Origin of the sequence: Pseudomonas sp. B6001 (assembly GCF_013386015.1) — a bacterium.
Classification (GTDB): domain Bacteria; phylum Pseudomonadota; class Gammaproteobacteria; order Pseudomonadales; family Pseudomonadaceae; genus Aquipseudomonas.
In genome coordinates, this window is record NZ_JACAOX010000001.1 from 258,247 (window position 1) to 276,053 (window position 17,807).

General features: G+C 55.6%; 14 protein-coding genes and 1 pseudogene. 10 read left to right on the forward strand and 5 right to left on the reverse strand.

Annotated features, from left to right (window positions below; genetic code table 11):
* The first annotated feature begins 9 nt into the window (after nucleotides 1-9).
* The gene (locus tag HX821_RS01270) at nucleotides 10-726 is read left to right on the forward strand and encodes a 4'-phosphopantetheinyl transferase (protein WP_177035152.1); all 717 of its coding nucleotides are present in this window, start codon (nucleotides 10-12) and stop codon (nucleotides 724-726) included.
* Here the strand turns inward: HX821_RS01270 and HX821_RS01275 are convergent.
* Both HX821_RS01275 and HX821_RS01280 read right to left on the reverse strand, forming a co-directional pair.
* Entirely contained in the window at nucleotides 723-2,333 is a 1,611-nt protein-coding gene (locus tag HX821_RS01275) for an ATP-binding protein (protein ID WP_177035153.1), read from the reverse strand. The genes HX821_RS01270 and HX821_RS01275 overlap by 4 nt on opposite strands.
* Complete coding sequence (locus tag HX821_RS01280; protein ID WP_087692787.1) at nucleotides 2,330-3,055, reverse strand: response regulator; 726 nt, start codon at nucleotides 3,053-3,055, stop codon at nucleotides 2,330-2,332. The genes HX821_RS01275 and HX821_RS01280 overlap by 4 nt, the downstream gene beginning before the upstream one ends.
* An 805-nt stretch (nucleotides 3,056-3,860) precedes the next feature.
* Here HX821_RS01280 and HX821_RS01285 point away from each other — a divergent pair.
* The 7 genes from HX821_RS01285 (at nucleotide 3,861) to HX821_RS01315 (ending at nucleotide 13,266) form a co-directional block, all read left to right on the forward strand.
* Complete coding sequence (locus HX821_RS01285; RefSeq protein WP_008435294.1) at nucleotides 3,861-6,758, forward strand: ribonucleoside-diphosphate reductase subunit alpha; 2,898 nt, start codon at nucleotides 3,861-3,863, stop codon at nucleotides 6,756-6,758.
* A gap of 140 nt (nucleotides 6,759-6,898) precedes the next feature.
* Entirely contained in the window at nucleotides 6,899-8,128 is a 1,230-nt protein-coding gene (locus HX821_RS01290; RefSeq protein ID WP_256348911.1) for a site-specific integrase, read from the forward strand.
* Between the two features lie 4 nt (nucleotides 8,129-8,132).
* Nucleotides 8,133-9,596 (forward strand): site-specific integrase, encoded by a 1,464-nt coding sequence (locus HX821_RS01295; RefSeq protein WP_177035154.1) that lies wholly within the window; start codon nucleotides 8,133-8,135, stop codon nucleotides 9,594-9,596.
* Between the two features lies 1 nt (nucleotide 9,597).
* Entirely contained in the window at nucleotides 9,598-11,715 is a 2,118-nt protein-coding gene (locus HX821_RS01300) for a hypothetical protein (protein ID WP_177035155.1), read from the forward strand.
* Complete coding sequence (locus tag HX821_RS01305; RefSeq protein WP_177035156.1) at nucleotides 11,715-12,122, forward strand: hypothetical protein; 408 nt, start codon at nucleotides 11,715-11,717, stop codon at nucleotides 12,120-12,122. The genes HX821_RS01300 and HX821_RS01305 overlap by 1 nt, the downstream gene beginning before the upstream one ends.
* Before the next feature lie 149 nt (nucleotides 12,123-12,271).
* Nucleotides 12,272-12,823 (forward strand): hypothetical protein, encoded by a 552-nt coding sequence (locus HX821_RS01310; RefSeq protein WP_177035157.1) that lies wholly within the window; start codon nucleotides 12,272-12,274, stop codon nucleotides 12,821-12,823.
* Complete coding sequence (locus HX821_RS01315) at nucleotides 12,823-13,266, forward strand: hypothetical protein (protein WP_177035158.1); 444 nt, start codon at nucleotides 12,823-12,825, stop codon at nucleotides 13,264-13,266. The genes HX821_RS01310 and HX821_RS01315 overlap by 1 nt, the downstream gene beginning before the upstream one ends.
* Nucleotides 13,267-13,281: 15 nt before the next feature.
* Here the strand turns inward: HX821_RS01315 and HX821_RS01320 are convergent, their stop codons facing one another.
* The 3 genes from HX821_RS01320 to HX821_RS01330 all read right to left on the reverse strand — a co-directional run bounded on the left by HX821_RS01320 (nucleotide 13,282) and on the right by HX821_RS01330 (nucleotide 15,481).
* Nucleotides 13,282-13,491, reverse strand: a complete 210-nt coding sequence (locus tag HX821_RS01320; protein ID WP_371316407.1) for a hypothetical protein — start codon at nucleotides 13,489-13,491, stop codon at nucleotides 13,282-13,284.
* Between the two features lie 256 nt (nucleotides 13,492-13,747).
* Nucleotides 13,748-14,212 carry a hypothetical protein gene (locus tag HX821_RS01325; RefSeq protein ID WP_177035159.1) on the reverse strand — a complete coding sequence of 155 codons (465 nt, stop codon included), beginning with the start codon at nucleotides 14,210-14,212 and terminating at the stop codon, nucleotides 13,748-13,750.
* 714 nt (nucleotides 14,213-14,926) lie between these two features.
* The gene (locus HX821_RS01330) at nucleotides 14,927-15,481 is read right to left on the reverse strand and encodes a hypothetical protein (protein ID WP_218172283.1); all 555 of its coding nucleotides are present in this window, start codon (nucleotides 15,479-15,481) and stop codon (nucleotides 14,927-14,929) included.
* Nucleotides 15,482-15,786: 305 nt separating this feature from the next.
* Between HX821_RS01330 and HX821_RS01335 the strand changes: the two genes are divergently transcribed.
* The gene (locus tag HX821_RS01335; RefSeq protein ID WP_177035161.1) at nucleotides 15,787-16,254 is read left to right on the forward strand and encodes a helix-turn-helix domain-containing protein; all 468 of its coding nucleotides are present in this window, start codon (nucleotides 15,787-15,789) and stop codon (nucleotides 16,252-16,254) included.
* Nucleotides 16,255-16,404: 150 nt separating this feature from the next.
* Nucleotides 16,405-17,013: pseudogene (locus HX821_RS31695) on the forward strand (histidine phosphatase family protein); the annotation flags it as partial.
* Nucleotides 17,014-17,807 lie beyond the last annotated feature (794 nt).

Here is a 17,807-nt window from a genome sequence, read left to right on the forward strand (position 1 = left end):
ATACCCGGCATGAATTCCCTACCCGCCTGCTGCACCCCACTTGACGCCCATTGGCCGTTGCCCGATGCCTTGCCCGGCACGGTCTTGCTGAGCACCCGTTTTGACCCGGCCCTGCTGGCCATCGGCGATTTCCAGCGCAGCGCCGTGCCGCCACCCGCGAGCATCCAGCGTTCGGTGGCCAAGCGGCAGGCGGAGTTCCTGGCCGGTCGCCTGTGCGCCCGCGCGGCCCTGCAACAGCTGGACGGGCTGGATTGCGTGCCGGCGATCGGCGAGGACCGCGCGCCGGTCTGGCCCGCGCACATCAGCGGTTCGATCACCCACAGCACCGGCCATGCAGCGGCCATCGTCGCCCACAAGACACAGTGGCGCGGGCTGGGGATGGACCTGGAGAACCTGCTGCCCCTGGAGCGAGCGGAACGCCTGGCCGGGGAAATTCTCACTCCGGATGAATTGCTGCGCATGGCCGCCGGGCCGCGGGAGCAGGTTGCGCAACTGGTGACGCTGACGTTTTCGGCGAAAGAGAGCCTGTTCAAGGCGCTCTACCCGATCGTGCAGAAGCGCTTTTATTTTGAGCATGCCGAGTTGCTGGAGTGGTCGGATACCGGCCATGCGCGGCTGCGGTTGCTGACGGACCTGTCCGCAGAGTGGTGCCATGGTAAGGAACTGGAGGCGCAGTTTGCGGTGGATGGCGGGCAGTTGTTGAGCCTGGTGGCCGTCCAGGCCTAGACCTTCTCCTGATCCCGTGGCCAACTCAGGCTGAAACATGCGCCACCCAGATTGTTGCTCTTGCTGATCAACGCCCGACCGCCGTGCCAATAGATGATCCGCCGCACAATGGATAACCCCAGGCCGTGCCCACCCGACGCGCGGGTCCGGCTGTCATCCAGGCGAAGGAACGGCGTGAAAATCCGCTCCCAGGCACTTTCCGGTACGCCCGGCCCGTCGTCTTCCACGTCGATGCGGCAACGCACCTGGCCCACCTGGTAACTGATCAGCACCTGCCCCTGGGCGTGGCGCATGGCGTTGCTCACCAGGTTTTGCAGGGCACGGTGCAGGTAACGCGGCTCGGCCTCCACCCATGCATCGTCCCAATGTGCCGAGGACAGGCAGATGCCCCGCGCCACGTTGATTTCCGGGCGCAGCGGTGACAGTTCATCAATCACCTGATCCAGCAACGCATTGAGGTCGATCCGCTGGAAATTCAGTGCCGGCGCCCCCTGTTCCAGCCGCGCGTAGGTGAGCATTTCGTCCACCAGGCCATCGAGGTCCTGGATGTCGCTGTCCATGCCCTCCATATACTTGCGCCGCGCTTCAGGCGTGGCCGCGTCGCCGATCATCTCCAGGCCGAACCGCAGGCGCGCCACCGGGGTGCGCAGTTCGTGGGACACCGCCCGCACCAGTTCGCGCTGAATTGCCAACAGGCGTTGCAGGTGCTCGGCCATGCCATTGAACGCTGCCGCCAGGCGCCCCACCGAATCGGCACCGCGGGCCGGCACCCGCACTTCCAGGCTGCCTTTGGCGATGCGCGTGGCGGCGGCTTCCAGGCCACTCAGACGCCGCTCCAGCTGGCGCACCAATAGATAGACGATCAAACCGATCAAGGTCAGGCTGATCAGCGCAATCAGGATCAGCCATTGCGCCGGGTACGGATTCATCTGATACAGCGGGCCGATTTCCAGGACCCACGGCGTGCCGACCATGCCGGCAAATACCCGGATCGAATCCCCACCCTTGCCCAGGGCCATCACGGTATCGCCTTCGGACACGCGGCGGCGCTGGTCTTCGTCCATATCAGCCTGATTGAGCATCACCAGGTGCATCTCAAAACCAAAGCCCTTGGCTTCCTTCAGGTCTGCGAGTTTCTGCGGTTGCTCCGCCACCGGGAAACGCACCAGCTCATCGGCCAGCAGGTAAATCGTCGCGCGCGCCAGTTGTTCGCTGATTTGCTGCACTTCACCGGTCAGCAACAGTTGCTCCTGGTCACTGACCAAGCGCAGCACCCTGGCCGCGTGAGGCCCGGTTTGCTCCACCAACACCTGGCCGCGTTGCAGACGGCTACGCTGGGTCAGGTCCAGGTGCGCCTCGGCCACGGTCTGCAATTGCAGCGGGATACCCAGCAAGCGCTCCCACACTGCCAGGGCGCGGCGGCGCTCGATGGCACTCATGGGTTGCAGGTTGTCGCCCATCAGCGCGAAGGTGCCGTGGGCCAGGCGCTCGCGGTACTGGCCGCTGCGCACTTCATTGAGCAGGTGCAAGGCCAGTACGCCGAGCAACGCCACCAGAATCAGCGCCGCGCACATGCCGCCGTAGATGCGCAGGAAGATTGAGTTCACGGCGTCAGGTCAGCCGCAGCTTCGGGGACGAACAGGTAGCCTTTGCTGCGAATGGTCTTGATCAGGCGTGGGTGGATCGGGTCGTCGCCGATTTTCGGGCGGATGCGCGAGATGCGCACGTCGATGGAGCGGTCCTGGCCGTCATAGCCAATACCGCGCAAGGCGGTGAAGATTTCTTCCCGGGACAGGATCCGCCCGGCATTCACCACCAGCAGCCACAGCAGGTCGAATTCGGCGCTGGTCAGTTCGATGCCGCCCTCATGCAGCCAGGCTTCACGCAGGGCGTTGTCCACCACCAGCGGGCCGAATTGCAGGCGCCGCTGTTTTTCGGGGAGTGCCGGCTCGACGCTTTCGCTGCGCCGCAGCAGGGCCTGGATGCGTGCCAGCAACAGGCGTGGACGCACGGGCTTGCACACGTAATCGTCGGCGCCCATGTCCAGGCCCAGCACCTGGTCCATGTCGTCGGTGCGCGCGGTGAGCATCAGGATCACCCCGTCGTAGCGCTCGCGCACCTTGCGGCAAATGCTCAGGCCGTCTTCACCGGGCAACATCAGGTCGAGGATCACCAGGTCCGGCTGCTCGGCGATGATCCGCGCCGCCGCGAGGGCGCCATTGCCTTCCACCGACACCCGCAAGCCGTTGCTCTCCAGGTAGTCACGGGTCAACTCGGCCAGTCGCTCGTCGTCCTCGACAATCAATACCTGCCAGGCTTCTTGCTCCATGCGTTACCTCGGTTCTAATTATTGTAGGGGCGGGTTTGCCCGAGAAAACTCGAGGGCGCCGCGTTTATTCAGGTTTCCAACGTCATCGTTGACGTCCTTCGCGGGCACGCCCGCTCCTACAGTTGTCATGTAGGCGAGGCATAAACTGTATGGATAACCGCCGATTGTAGCAACGGGCCGGCCCTCTGCCACAAGCGCGCAAATGGGTTCGGACATCGTGTTTTTTTGTGATAGGGTTCGCGCCCGCAAAAATCCAACCGGTTGTTTTTACCTCGGAATATTCGGTGACAAACGGCGCAATGCAGCAGTACTGCGGCCTACACGGCCATTCCACGTTTCATACACATTTTACCCACAGCGTTATCCACAGGTAGTCCGTTGCTAAGCCCCCCAAAACGCATTATCTTGTAGGTCGTCGCCAAAAAAACCCTACATGTAGGGTTTTCAGCGAAAAGACCAAACACAAATCAGACAAGAAACTCAAGCTCTTTCTTGCTCCTGTTTGGTGAACTTAAGCCTTTTTCAGAAGACCAAACCGCGCACGCGGATGGCAGCCGTTTTCTGCCCCGATCAGGCGAAAACGGTACGGGTGTTGCAGTACGAAACTGTCACCCACCAGGAATACGGTAAAGAGCCCCAAGGCTTGTAACCGAAGACTTCGGCATGGAAGCGGCGCGAACAGCTCCCTTCCTCCTGTCCCGAAGTTGTTATGCCAGGCCCCCTGGCCTGTTGTAAGTGCTTCAGGACGGAACGGTGGGCACCGTGATGGTGCCCAAATAAATATAGAATGTGGAGACAACCCCCCATGCAAACCGACACAACTCGCGAGAACCCGCAGGGCTCCGTGCCGCAGGCCGCTGATTCGAACCTGGATCTGTCCGCCACCGCGCCCGGCCAATTGCGCGTGATCAAGCGTAACGGCACTGTCGTTCCTTACACCGATGACAAAATCACCGTCGCGATCACCAAAGCGTTTCTTGCAGTTGAAGGCGGCACCGCTGCTGCCTCGTCGCGCATCCACGACACCGTTGCCCGCCTGACCGAACAGGTCACCGCAACCTTCAAGCGTCGCATGCCATCGGGCGGCACCATTCACATCGAAGAAATCCAGGACCAGGTCGAACTGGCCCTGATGCGTGCCGGCGAGCAGAAAGTCGCCCGCGACTACGTGATCTACCGTGACTCGCGCGCCAAGGAACGTGCCGTACGTTCCCCGGCCGAAGAAGCTGCCGTACAAGCTCACCCGTCGATCCGCATCACCCTGGCCGACGGTACGTTTGCACCGCTGGACCTGGGCCGCCTGAACACCATCATCACCGAGGCCTGCGAAGGCCTGGAAGAAGTCGATGGCGACCTGATCCAGCGCGAAACCCTGAAGAACCTGTACGACGGCGTGGCCCTGACCGACGTCAACACCGCACTGGTGATGACCGCCCGTACCCTGGTCGAGCGTGAGCCGAACTACTCGTTCGTCACCGCGCGCCTGCTGATGGACACCCTGCGTGCCGAAGGCCTGGGCTTCCTGAAAGTCGCCGACAGCGCCACCCACCACGAGATGGCCGACCTGTACGCCAAGGCCCTGCCGGCCTACATCGCCAAGGGTATCGAATTCGAATTGCTGAACCCGATCCTGGCCACCTTCGACCTGGAAAAACTCGGCAAGGCGATCAACCACGAGCGCGACCAGCAGTTCACTTACCTGGGCCTGCAAACCCTGTACGACCGTTACTTCATCCACAAGGACGGGATCCGCTTCGAACTGCCGCAAGTGTTCTTCATGCGCGTGGCCATGGGCCTGGCGATCGAAGAGAAGCAGAAAGAAGACCGTGCCATCGAGTTCTACAACCTGTTGTCGTCCTTCGACTACATGTCGTCGACCCCGACCCTGTTCAACGCCGGTACCCTGCGTCCACAACTGTCCAGCTGCTACCTGACCACCGTGCCGGATGACCTGTCGGGCATCTACCACGCGATCCACGACAACGCCATGCTGTCCAAATTCGCTGGCGGCCTGGGTAACGACTGGACCCCGGTGCGTGCACTGGGGTCGTACATCAAGGGCACCAACGGCAAGTCCCAGGGCGTTGTACCGTTCCTCAAAGTAGTGAACGACACCGCCGTAGCCGTGAACCAGGGTGGCAAGCGCAAGGGCGCTGTATGTGCCTACCTGGAAACCTGGCACATGGACATCGAAGAGTTCATCGAGCTGCGCAAGAACACCGGTGATGACCGTCGTCGTACCCACGACATGAACACCGCCAACTGGATCCCTGACCTGTTCATGAAGCGCGTCTTCGATGACGGCAAGTGGACCCTGTTCTCGCCATCCGAAGTACCGGACCTGCACGACCTGACCGGCAAGGCTTTCGAAGAGCGCTACGAGTACTACGAAGCCCTCACCGAATACCCGGGCAAGGTCAAGCTGTTCAAGACCATCCAGGCCAAAGACCTGTGGCGCAAAATGCTCTCCATGCTGTTTGAAACCGGCCACCCATGGCTGACCTTCAAAGACCCGTGCAACCTGCGCAGCCCGCAGCAGCACGTGGGCGTGGTCCACAGCTCGAACCTGTGCACCGAGATCACCTTGAACACCAACAAGGACGAGATCGCCGTTTGCAACCTGGGCTCGATCAACCTGCCGAACCACATCGTCAACGGCAAGCTGGACACCGCCAAGCTGGAACGCACCGTGAACACCGCCGTTCGCATGCTCGATAACGTTATCGACATCAACTATTACTCGGTACCCCAGGCGCAGAACTCCAACTTCAAGCACCGTCCGGTCGGCCTGGGCATCATGGGCTTCCAGGACGCGCTGTACCTGCAGCACATTCCTTACGGTTCGGACGCTGCAGTCGAGTTCGCCGACAAGTCCATGGAAGCGGTCAGCTACTACGCGATCCAGGCTTCCTGCGACCTGGCCGACGAGCGTGGCGCCTACGAGACGTTCCAGGGTTCGCTGTGGTCCAAAGGCATCCTGCCGCTGGATTCGCAACAGATCCTGATCGAGCAACGTGGCCAGAAGTACATCGACGTTGACCTGAACGAATCCCTGGACTGGGCGCCGGTACGTGCCCGTGTGCAGAAAGGCATTCGTAACTCCAACATCATGGCCATCGCACCGACCGCCACCATCGCCAACATCACCGGCGTGTCGCAGTCGATCGAACCGACCTACCAGAACCTGTATGTGAAATCGAACCTGTCGGGCGAATTCACCGTGATCAACCCGTACCTGGTTCGCGACCTGAAAGCCCGCGGCCTGTGGGACTCGGTCATGATCAACGACCTGAAGTACTACGACGGTTCGGTGCAGCAGATCGAGCGCATCCCGCAAGAACTCAAAGAGCTCTACGCGACTGCCTTCGAAGTGGACACCAAGTGGATCGTCGACGCCGCCAGCCGTCGCCAGAAGTGGATCGACCAGGCTCAGTCGCTGAACCTGTACATCGCCGGCGCATCGGGCAAGAAGCTCGACGTGACCTACCGCATGGCCTGGTACCGTGGCCTGAAAACCACTTACTACCTCCGTGCCCTGGCTGCCACCAGCACCGAGAAGTCGACCATCAACACCGGCAAGCTGAACGCTGTTTCCAGCGGCGGCAACCACGGTGATGATTCGGTTCTCGCCGCACCTGCCGGCCCGGCGCCAGTGCCTAAAGCCTGCGCGATCGACGAGCCGGATTGCGAAGCTTGCCAATGAAATCCAGGTAGGGAAAAACGTATACATTAACCTTGAGAACATCCAAACCCCCTGATAACAAAGGGGGTTTTTGGTTTACAGCAAAAAATCACCTACCTATACTCCCAGCCCTGCTATCACAGGTTCAGGGAACGTATACATTGAAAGCCTTCCGAATAAAATCCTTCACCGCCACTGATGGCCTGCCCATGGCTGTACTTGTGGATGAGGACGGCTTCCCTCCCTTCCTACCCAATGTCTACGCGACTGTCAGATACCGCGACAGGGGCGCAGCCCTAACAACCACTGAGAAAATCCTGCGCGCCATCGGGATGGCCTACCTATGGGCTCACTGTCGCGAGATCGACATCCACACGGCGCTTACCTCAGAAACGTTCCTGACGCTTGAGCAGTGCGAAGACCTGGCCAACTTCCTGAGAATGAGCCGGGCGGGGCAGGATGCAGAAATGAAAGAATCAGCCACTGCGAAGCCACAGAAGATCATTCGACTCGAACACGTGCGCGGCAGGATGGCGGTAGCTCAATCGCACGATCATGCCTCTGCAGCTGACGGTGGCTACAGGATCCAGACGATTGCCAAGTTTCTTGACCATCATCACGAACGCCTCTGCAACCAAGTGCTGTCAAAAGATCGCGAGAGCCTAAAGGACGCCCGAGAGAAGGCGATACGCCGATTCCGCTCCCTAGCCCCAAGAACAGGCAATCCGACGCAGGGAGACCCAGTAGAGGGTCTTCCTGAAGACATGATGATCGACCTAGAGGAGATCTTCACTCCAAGATCGACAGAAAACCCCTTCAAAGAGGGTTTTATTCAGACCAGGAACTTTCTGATGTACAGGATTTTCTCGGATAACGGCATGCGTAGGAACGAACTAAGACATATTCGTCTTGACGACATCGACTACGCTCGCAAACGCGTGAAAGTGAGAGTTACGAAGACACGTCCCAGAAACTTGGTCATCTCACAGAAAACCGCAGATATCTTCCGCGAATTCGTCAAAGACTATTGGAGCACTATTCCTCCACGTAACCGTGAACATGGCTACCTATTCATCACTCGCTCTGGTGATCAGATATCCCTCTCGGCTATTAATCTCATATTTCAAGTTGGTCGTGATAGCTCGGAAGTCGTGTCGGACTATTTCGCTCCGCACGCCATGCGAAGGACGTGGAACGACCGGCTGAGCCGAAAAATCGATGCAATGCCGCCTGAGAAGCGCATCTCGGCAGAAGAAGAAAAGAAAATCCGAAACTATAACAACGGATGGTCGGCCAACTCTAATCTGTCCTCTAGGTATGCAGCAAGATCGATCAGAGAGAAAGCCGACAGGATTGCAGAAGAATTAGCGAATGATATCGCAGGTAAATAACACGATGGAACCAGCAACCCAGGTCGTGCCTGATCTCATTCCTCAAAATGAGACAAGCAGCACTGCCAAGTCAGTGGTACTCCTAGACGGTCGTGTAGTAACCGTGAAGCCTGGAGAAAAATTATATATCAAAGATAGGGATGGTAAGGCGTGCCCGATCCACCTCGACCAGCTTGATGCCAAAAACCCATTGCATCTAAGTATCTTCAGCTGCATAACAGGGACGCTATCGACCCACAGCCTTTCCTACAACAACACGATAACTAGGGCGCTAAAGTCTTGGTTATCTCTGGACGGCATGAAAGATCGCACGACTGCCGACCTGAAAGCCATCGGCTTAATTCTTGACATCAGCTCATCATATCGAGCTTTCCTTATCCCGCTTTTGAGGAGGATTAAAGCGCAGGGTTTTATTGGGCTCTCCGAAGAAACTTCTGACTTCCTTGAAAATGATCACAAGTGGGAGCAAAAAGGCGGCGGATCTTACTACACGCTAATCACGAACGATCCAGAAAAGGGAGCACTAACGAATCAAGAGCTGCATAACATTCACCTCGCTCTAAATGAAGGTTATGCAAACAAACATGTTTCCCTCTACGCCTTTACTCTATGCTGGTTTTTTATTGGAACTGGCGTTCGCCCAGTCCAAGCTTGCCGAATGAGACGAAGCGATGTAATTATACATGATCGAGCCGGCATGGAAGTTACGCTTAGAATCCCTTTAGCTAAGGGTGAGGGTCTAGCTACCAATGAGTATTGGATCAGAAAAGCACCAACAGTATTAGCAGAGTGCTTGATTACTTACCTAGATTTATACAAAAACAACTTGTCGTCCGGCGAAGCTCCGTTATTTGAAGGCTCACCCTCCGCAATCAGCCACTTAGTAACCGATACTCTGTCAGCACTCCCGACATATTCGGAGCGACTGGAAGCCTCGATTCATATTACGCCATACCGATTTCGTTACACCATGGCCACTCGCGCTTTGGCACAAGGTGCATCCGATGCGGAAGTAGCTAGGCTGCTCACTCACCGGAGCACCTCATGCATCAAGTTCTACAGAGCTTCAATGCCGCAACTTCAGAAGCCAATCAGGCAGGCGGTTGGTAAAGAGATGGATTACTTCGCCAGCGCCTTCAAGGGGCGTCTGATTGAGCATCTCGATGAGGCTAGCCGTGCAGGAGATGGCGAATGCGTTATTGCTGACTATCTACGGTTGACTGGCGAGACGCTGGGCGCTTGCGGAACTCGCGCTGAATGCCACCAGCACGCCCCTATCGCCTGCCTGTCATGCCCATATTTTGAACCCTTGATTAATGCTCCTTGGGAAACGCTGATGGTCACGTTGATTGAAGATCAAAAAGTTGAAACCGAGCCACGTATCCAGCAGATCAATCACAATGCTATGGCAGCTATTCAGCAGATTATTACAGTGCGGGATAGCAGGATGACTGAGGCAGTGTCTTGACATGGGCGAGCTAGTACATTTCGCAGGCAAGGCCGAATTGGCGGCAAGCGCCAACCTTGAAAACTTTATTCTTCATGCCAAAGCTAATATTCCGTTCACCAATGTGATTTGGGATGAAAATAGCTGGGATATTACCAGCTTCAACATTGGTAAAAACCAAGGACGAAGGAAAGATATCGCTCATTTTAAATGCATGAGAGACCCTTCAAAAAACAAGTCGATTGTCGAAATACCATTTGAGCGCCCATTTCTAGAGTTCGCAAAATCGGCTTTCAGTGAAATCATGCGACGCTTTCGGCTTAAAGAATTTAAGCGTTATCTCTACGCAATGCAGGCGATAGAGCAGGCCCTATTGAATGCTGGCAGGAATGCATGCATAACTGCGCTAGATGCGACTGTATTAGACGATGCGGCACAGTTGCTACGTGAGCGCTTCAAAGATGCTTGGAGTGTCGGGCGCTGCCTGGAGCGCCTGCTAACCCAAATCATTGCACCCGCCAAGCTAACACCAACGTTTATTGAGTGGGTTTCTCCGATACCTTACAAACAGCCAATCCGGACGGATCGTGTTGCTCCGAAAAATAACGATCAGGTTGTTGGTCGCCTGCCTAGCGTACAAACAATTCTCGATCTCGCAGATATTCACCATACGAGTGATCACATCCCGGATCGAGTCGTGACAGCGTTTGTTACACTAGCAATGTTCGCCCCCAGCCGGGGATCTGAGATTCTGTCGCTCCCAGTGAACTGCATACGTCATGTTCAGAGCGACGAAGGCACGATGATGGGGCTGGCGTGGGATCCGGCAAAGAACGGAGTGCCGCTTACTAAGTTCGCCGCATCGGAGCAATTCGAAAGGCTGGCGACAGAAACTGTCAATTTCTTACTTGAGCTAGGAATACCCGCCAGAAAGGCTGCATTGTGGTACGCACAGAACCCTGGACGGCTGTACCTACCACCCGAACTTGAAAACCTAAGGGGGAAGCCTATTACCCTTTACGAAGCGTCCAAAATCTTAGGCAAAAAAACTGAGATCCATTCCAGCCACGCTGTTAGGTACGGTTTGGTGAGGACGGGGGAAAAAACAAGCGACCCTTCACGTGTAAGCGATCTAAAGGCCCGTGGCGCTGCACTTTTCGAATTTTCGTCACTCGAAAGCTTTGTGCTCAAAAAACTTCCTGAGATCTTTCCCGTCCTAGATGGATCGACTGGATTGAAATGGCAGGACGCGCTATTCGTACTACCAGAGAACGTGCTGAATCCTACCGCAGAGTCGCTTTTCAATGTTCCCGCAGTCTTCAGTATTAATCAGATAAACAACCAACTTGGCTCCAACCCAAACGGCGTTACCATTTTTTCTAGGAACGGGAAAACGAACCGTGACGGGAGTCCAATGACTATCACGACTCACGGTTTCCGACACCTACTGAACACCCTTGCGCAGAGCAAGCACCTAAGCCAATCGTTGATTGCCTTTTGGTCGGGACGCAGGGATGTCCGGCAGAATGCGTGGTACGACCATTTACCTCAAGAGGCATTCATCGAAGCCTATCTCAAACTCGGTGACAACGTCGGAGGCTTATCCTCAGGAGAAGCACTGGGCGATAAACTGCACACTCTGATTGCCAGCCATGGGCTGACAGAACGGGAAGCGATGGGCATTGAGCTAGGCGCAATCAGCATGACGCGCTATGGCCTCTGTAAACATGACTATGCCTTGACTCCATGCCCTCTAGATAAAGACTGTGTAAATTGTTCCGAGCATGTATTCGTGAAGGGTGACAGTCGCCATAAGGCAGAGGCTGAGTTTCAATTCAAAATGCACAAAAACGCTGTCGCTGCTGCCTCAGCAGCGCTAGCAAACGGCGAACCGGGGGCCTCACGCTGGCTCAAGCAGAACCAACCAAGAATGGAGCGTTGGGCTTGGGTACTTGAGAAAATGAATGATCCTACTATCCCTGATGGAACCATGATCACGCTCCCTCCACCAGAGAATACCCAATCAAAAACCGGCCTGGCTCATGCCGTTCGAATGATCACAACAGACAGTAAACAGCAGCAGGAGCCTTATTCCGCCGACGAAGCTGAGGCCGCTCTGCTGTCTTTGGAGTTCTTTTAATGGGCGCGCCGAAGATGACCGATGCGATAATCAATCAATCGGTAAATATACTAGATGGATGGGCAGGTAAGCTCACTTGGGATTTATACTTAGAGACTTTGGCCGTAGATGTAGGTCATCGATACACCAAGGCAGCAATGCTGAGACATGATCGAATTAAAGACGCTTGGGATCATGCGAAAGAGCGGTGCAGGAATTCAGATGAGGGTTCATCCAAGTCTCCCGAAATAGCACTCATGGAAACTCGGAACAAAGAACTGGAAGAACGCGTACAACGCCTCACGCGCGAAAACAACAGGCTGCTTGAGCAATTTGTACGCTGGGCTCATAACGCCACCCGACGGGGAATGAGCTTTGAGGATTTAGAGCGACCTTTGCCGTACGTCAAAACCAAAGATCTATCCTGAATACAGGTCTTCTGCGAGAAATGCGTAGGCCACCGAAAACAGCCGTCTGCGTTGTTGGATGCCTCGATTCGCTAGCATTCGAGTCGGAAAGCCTTGAGTAATATGCTCGGGAGATACTTCGGACATTACCGTACTGTTGGAGACACGCATTGAAGCTAATCTCGATTTTTTGGAACCTCATCAGCCCCGACCGCCGCCCCGGCCATGAGAAAGCTCGTGAGCGCGAGTTCATCAGGGCAGCAAACAGCCTCAAAACCCTCAGGGTGACACCGGAGGGCGGGATGTCCATCGATCCTGAAGAGCTTCGCGAACAGATCGTCGCGTCACGTGAGCAGTTGAAGCAGCTTGTCCACAAACCACACGCGCCTAACCGATCATTCAGAGCAGCGGAAGATGCCCATGTGGAACCGTTAGTGAGTCGCACCGTAGCGGCTCCGGTGGGCGCCATGGACTGTATCGAGGTCGTGGCGTGGCGTAGGTTGCAGACCGGCACTGCTGTGCGCTATGTGTGCCTCCAGTCTACGAGTACCGGTGGATACTCCGTCGCGACGGCCAGCATGTTCTCAGGGGCTATAGAGAGCCTCCCGACTTGGGTCGAAGGCAATACCAACAGGCAAATTGCGAATGCCCTACAGCTCGGTGAGTTCCAGTGGTACACGACTTTGAGTGATGCGATGGATGCCTGGGATGCGGAGCTCTGATGGCACGACAAGGTAGAGAGATTCGTTCGGTTCGGCAGCTTCCGCTTGAGCAATACGAAGATTATGGTGACGTCCCACCAGAGGGGATGGGTCTGGATGACGTCGAGCTCATTTGGTGGGCGTTCGCTTCGCGGATGAGCAAGAAAGAAATCCGAAAAAACTTAATGCAGGTAGCGGATGGCTATCTTGATAAAGGCTGCTTCAGGTATGCGGCAGTCTCAGATGTTCAAGGGCGCGGTCGTTATCCCAGGGGCGTCATCAAGGTTCTGAAGCAGGTGTTTAAGCCACGTGGATTCATGCCCCATAACACTGCTGAAGGTGTGCTTTATGTCCAGGTTGAAGTCTGGCATCTGTGCATCTTCAAAGCGCTTGAGTGGTGCCCTCCGAATGCCCTCCCGAGGAAACTTCGCGGTATAAAAATTGAGACAGATCTGGGTTTGTAAGTGGTGGAGTTCGGCTCACTGACACCAAGGCCCCCAGGTCGGCGGGTTTTCAATGAAATCGATTGAGGTGCTGAGCTCGTCCTGTATGCGTTCCAAAACTATATCGAGTTTCGGATGGGCTTTCGACTCTCTCAATGTCGTCACCAGTTGCAACAGCTCACGGCCCTGAGCCAAGGGCATTTGAACGTCGCAGTACACTGTGTCGTCATCGTTCTTCATTGCCATCGGCACATCCTCGCAGAATGTTCTTCGTCTCCAGTTCATAAGGCCTGGCGTTGGTGCCTGCCCCTTCGGGGAGGGGCTGTCGTAAACCGAGCCTTGGCGCAAGCGCCGGCCTCTCGGCCCTTCGGGCTTCCATCCCTCACGCCTGCGCGCTCCGCCTACCGCGCTTATGCAGGCGCGTAATCACCTGCCTTTGGTTCGAGCTGACACTCAGGCTGAGCAAGATCCAAAGCTCAATGGGTTCCACCCCTTCGAAAGTTCAAGCTTCAAAAAAAACACGGCAGGCGTTCATCAAAGCAGTCGCGTCATGGAAAGCTCGGTGGTGCCTGGTTGTTGGCAGTAGGCGATAAATGTCACTTGCAGCCTCCCTACCCACCAACACCTCCAAAGGCTTCAACTCGAAGGTAGGTATCAGATCTGCTGCCTCGTAGAGCACATCGAGCCAAAAACCGTCCTGAGGTGAATCACTGCAAAGCACCTGCCCGGAAAACAGCTGATTCATATTTCTCGCGACGGCGGCTGGGGTATCACCTTCCTGATGTAACTGATCCTGCGTAAGGCCATGCATGTCTTGCGCATCGAACGACCAGTGCGTCCAGTATCGGATTGGCTGGATAAGTGAGCTGAAAGAGGTCTCACTCGACACGACGGCGACCTCAATGGGATAGCTATCAGGAGCTATTCCAGAAGCTTCAAAATCAACAAAAAACGAAGGCCGTTCCACCTTGCTGCTCCTGTTGTAGGGTGGATTTTCAGCGGCTACACCGACTGCTTGTGTGGTTGCGCCGCCATTGCTCGCCAGCCGTTCTAGCTGTTAGTAGCCTGTGCAACTCGGTGATTTTGCAGATGCTGCATCTCACGCTCCCATTCAACCAAAAATTTATCCCAGTCTGTGGCGTACGGCCCATCAGGAACGCTGGTCGACCCGATGCTTGCCTGATGGAACCGCTCCCTCCAGGGTTGCGGAATAGTCTGCTCCAAAATGATGTCGATTGCGGAGTTGTGGCGCGTCACCGAGACAGAGTTACGAACCTCAGAGAGCTCGAGTAGCCTATCGCTACAGGGGGTGTCGTTTCGCTCTTGGTCGTCGAGATCATCGAGGATGGCAAGGAGCTCGGATGCTGTGGGATCGCCAGGACGGAGGCATGCAAGCGCCCACAGAGTCCTTCGTCTAGCGCCCTCAAGCTGACGGAGTTCATCGTCGGTCATTTCAGCCGCATCCTTGTTGATTTGATATCGGGCAGTAGTAGCTATGGCGTGCCGCCTGCGGCGGAAGGCTGGCGAGAACTGAGCCACGGCTGCGCCGCGTCTCAGCCCGTTGGGCGCTCATCCTGTACGCCTGCGCGCTCCGCTTGCCCGATACTCGCTAGGAAAGGAAAGTCTGGCGCAGCGATCCTGGAGCCGGGGCGGGTGTAAGCGTGCCCTACGTACAGGATTATTACTTATGGAGCTTACTGAAGCGACTCGATAGCACTGCAGCTTCGGTAGTTTCCCAAGCTTCAGGATCAGACGTAGCGTTGAACATCACCCAGGCCCTCCACAGGAAAAAAGCGGCAACCAAGCTCGACTCAATTACTGCAAATACCGTAGTGGTATACATATAATCTGAATTTTCTCCAAACAAGAAAAGCACTGGAAATATCGAGGCGATCCAACCGGCGACGAAAGTTAGGCAAAATGCTATGGCTGCAGTGACCGTCAGGAAAAGTGGGACTTGATATCTATACTGGGTTGCAAATGATTTCTCGCCGTTTTGCTTCGCTAGGCCGTACAAAATGCCTGTGTTTTTTTCTTTGTCATTATTTCTTTTAAACAAGCCATACAAAGTTACACTCTCGCCGACCGCCAACTCTTCGTAAAGCTTGTTCGACACTTGCAAATTCGGGATAACTGCACCGTCAATGCTGACTTTAGCTTTATGTCCGCCGTTCATTCGATCAACAGATCGAACGTAGTCAACTTTTCCTGAAACCTTCACGCAATCGAACTTCATCACTCACTATCCCTGCCTTCGCTCAAAAAAGTGGATCTGGTTCTTGCCAAGACGTCGCTCAGCGACTATTGCAGGCGGGCTCACGCGGGCCATGAACGTCGGACTTGATGAGCGCGTCTCCCATCGAGACGTCCCTGGCCGTGTCTTAGGTGCTGCTCTCATGACCAATCCATCATCAATCCAAACATCCCGCCGCTATGATCAAACGACTGCTTGGCAAACCATATATCACGATAATATCACTATGGTCTGTTTATCGAAACACGCTTGCCGTGGCTCTATCCTCAGTTTTGAGGATCCGACTCATGCATCTGAAAGAAGCGCTGGCAGGAGCATTGCGTGGAGCTCGTGCTCATCAGGGATTGAGTTACGAAGAGTTGGCGGGGGCAACGCACAGAACGTACGTGGGGAAGCTTGAGCAGGCCCGAGCGAATGCGACGTTGGAGAAACTGGACGAGATCGCTGACTACCTAGGCCTCGATCTTTTGACTATGGTCACTCTCGCCATTGCTGCGCAGGGTGACGAACTCCCCTCGGAGGCTTTACAGCGTACTGCCTTGCGTGTCAGGGAATTCGAGATGTCTGGAGGGTGGCAGTTGGTAGAGGAGCAATTTAGTAACGGAAAGCTCATCAAGCGCTCCCAGGGAAAGCCTAAGCAGCCGCTTAATGCGGAATACATTCGAGCCTTGAAAGCGCAAGGTTTCGACAGGAAAACAATCGCTGAAAAGCTCGGAATTGCACGGACTACCGTTCAGAAGTATTGGAATACATAAACCTCCAGGTTATCGCGATCCCTCTTTCTCTACGTGGTGTCTTTCGTGCTCATGGCTGCGGTGTATCCTTGGGCAAGGTAGGCACTTGTGGTGTTGCCCATAACGTAGAGAGCAGGTTCGGATGGCTGAAATAGTGGGGGTATTTGGTCGGTGAAGCACGTCAGACTGATACGCCACGGGGAAAGCGCCGCGAACGCTGGAGAAGCCAGTTCGGATCATGCGAGCATCCCCCTAACGCCAAAGGGTGTTGAACAAGCGCACTTGGTGGCCGGGGCATTCGCCCAGGCCCCAGATCTGATCGTTGCCTCGCCGTTCTCCCGAGCGCAAGCAACTGCAATGCAGACAGTGGCTGCTTTCCCTTCAGTGCCGTTTGAAATATGGCCCATTCACGAGTTCACCTACCTTGAACCTGCACGGTGTATCAACACGACCGTCGCCCAGAGACGAGCTTGGGTGGAGGGATACTGGGCCAAGTCAGACCCAGCGTTCACGGATGGTGAAGGCGCCGAGTCATTCCTGGACTTTATATCTAGAGCTCAGTCTTTCTTAGATAGACTTGCAGAGCATCCTGCCCAGGACATCGCCGTGTTTTCACATGGGCAACTCATCAATGCGGTGGCATGGCTGATTGAGTGCAGGCCACAGAAGATTGACGGTCAAGCTATGGCCGAATGGCGAGAGTACGAGATCACTAACCACGTGCCTAACTGCTCTGGTTACAAGCTTACCAAGCACCCAGACGATGCCGGCTGGAGAGTAAGTCCTGGGGAGTTGCGGGTTGGCGTAACTCAACGCGTACCAGGCAGATCCTACCAAGCGGTTCGCGATCCCGAGCGCCTGCTGATTGAGGAGCGGGCCCACGCCCTATCGGATGCAGGCTACCCGCTCAAACTAGATGATGATCCGGCTATGTACGCTGAGCAAAGGCTGGAAGAGGCCAGAGCAGAAGCTCGCTCATCCCAGGTCGGTAGAGTTAGCCAAAACACAGCGGCTGCGCTCTCCGCAAGAGAGGTATCCCAGGTACTAAGGGAGGCGATTTTCGGTCGAAGCGTCATGAGTAAGGTTAGTCAGCAGTCATGGGCTCACATCTATTCCGGCCATTTCCAAGTCGATGTCGATGGATGGCGAATGTCGATTTACAACGACGGCAATCAGCTCGACTACTGCAAACAATGCGTGAGTCCTGATGGGCGGCGGTGGTCGTTTGACTCGGGGGATCGCTGTGGCACTGATCCAGTTGCACTACTCAGCACATGGGAGCATCAGACGCTTGAGCGAATGTTGAAGGCGTTGTGATGAAAATTTGGTTCTGATATGCCCCATTGGACTGATGTCGTAAACCATGCCGACGGTGTCCGATGTCTTGGCTCTCTGGGCTTCCATCCTCACGCTTTGGCCTCTCTTCCTGCGCGCTCCGCGTGCGTTGAACGCGTCCCTAATCGACAGAAAAGAACTCCTTTGATACTCGGTTTGCTCGCTTTTCTTCGCTAATGGGAGAGTCCGCTTTCTCATTCGAGGCAGCTGAAACTATGCGCTTATCTCTGAGCGACCGA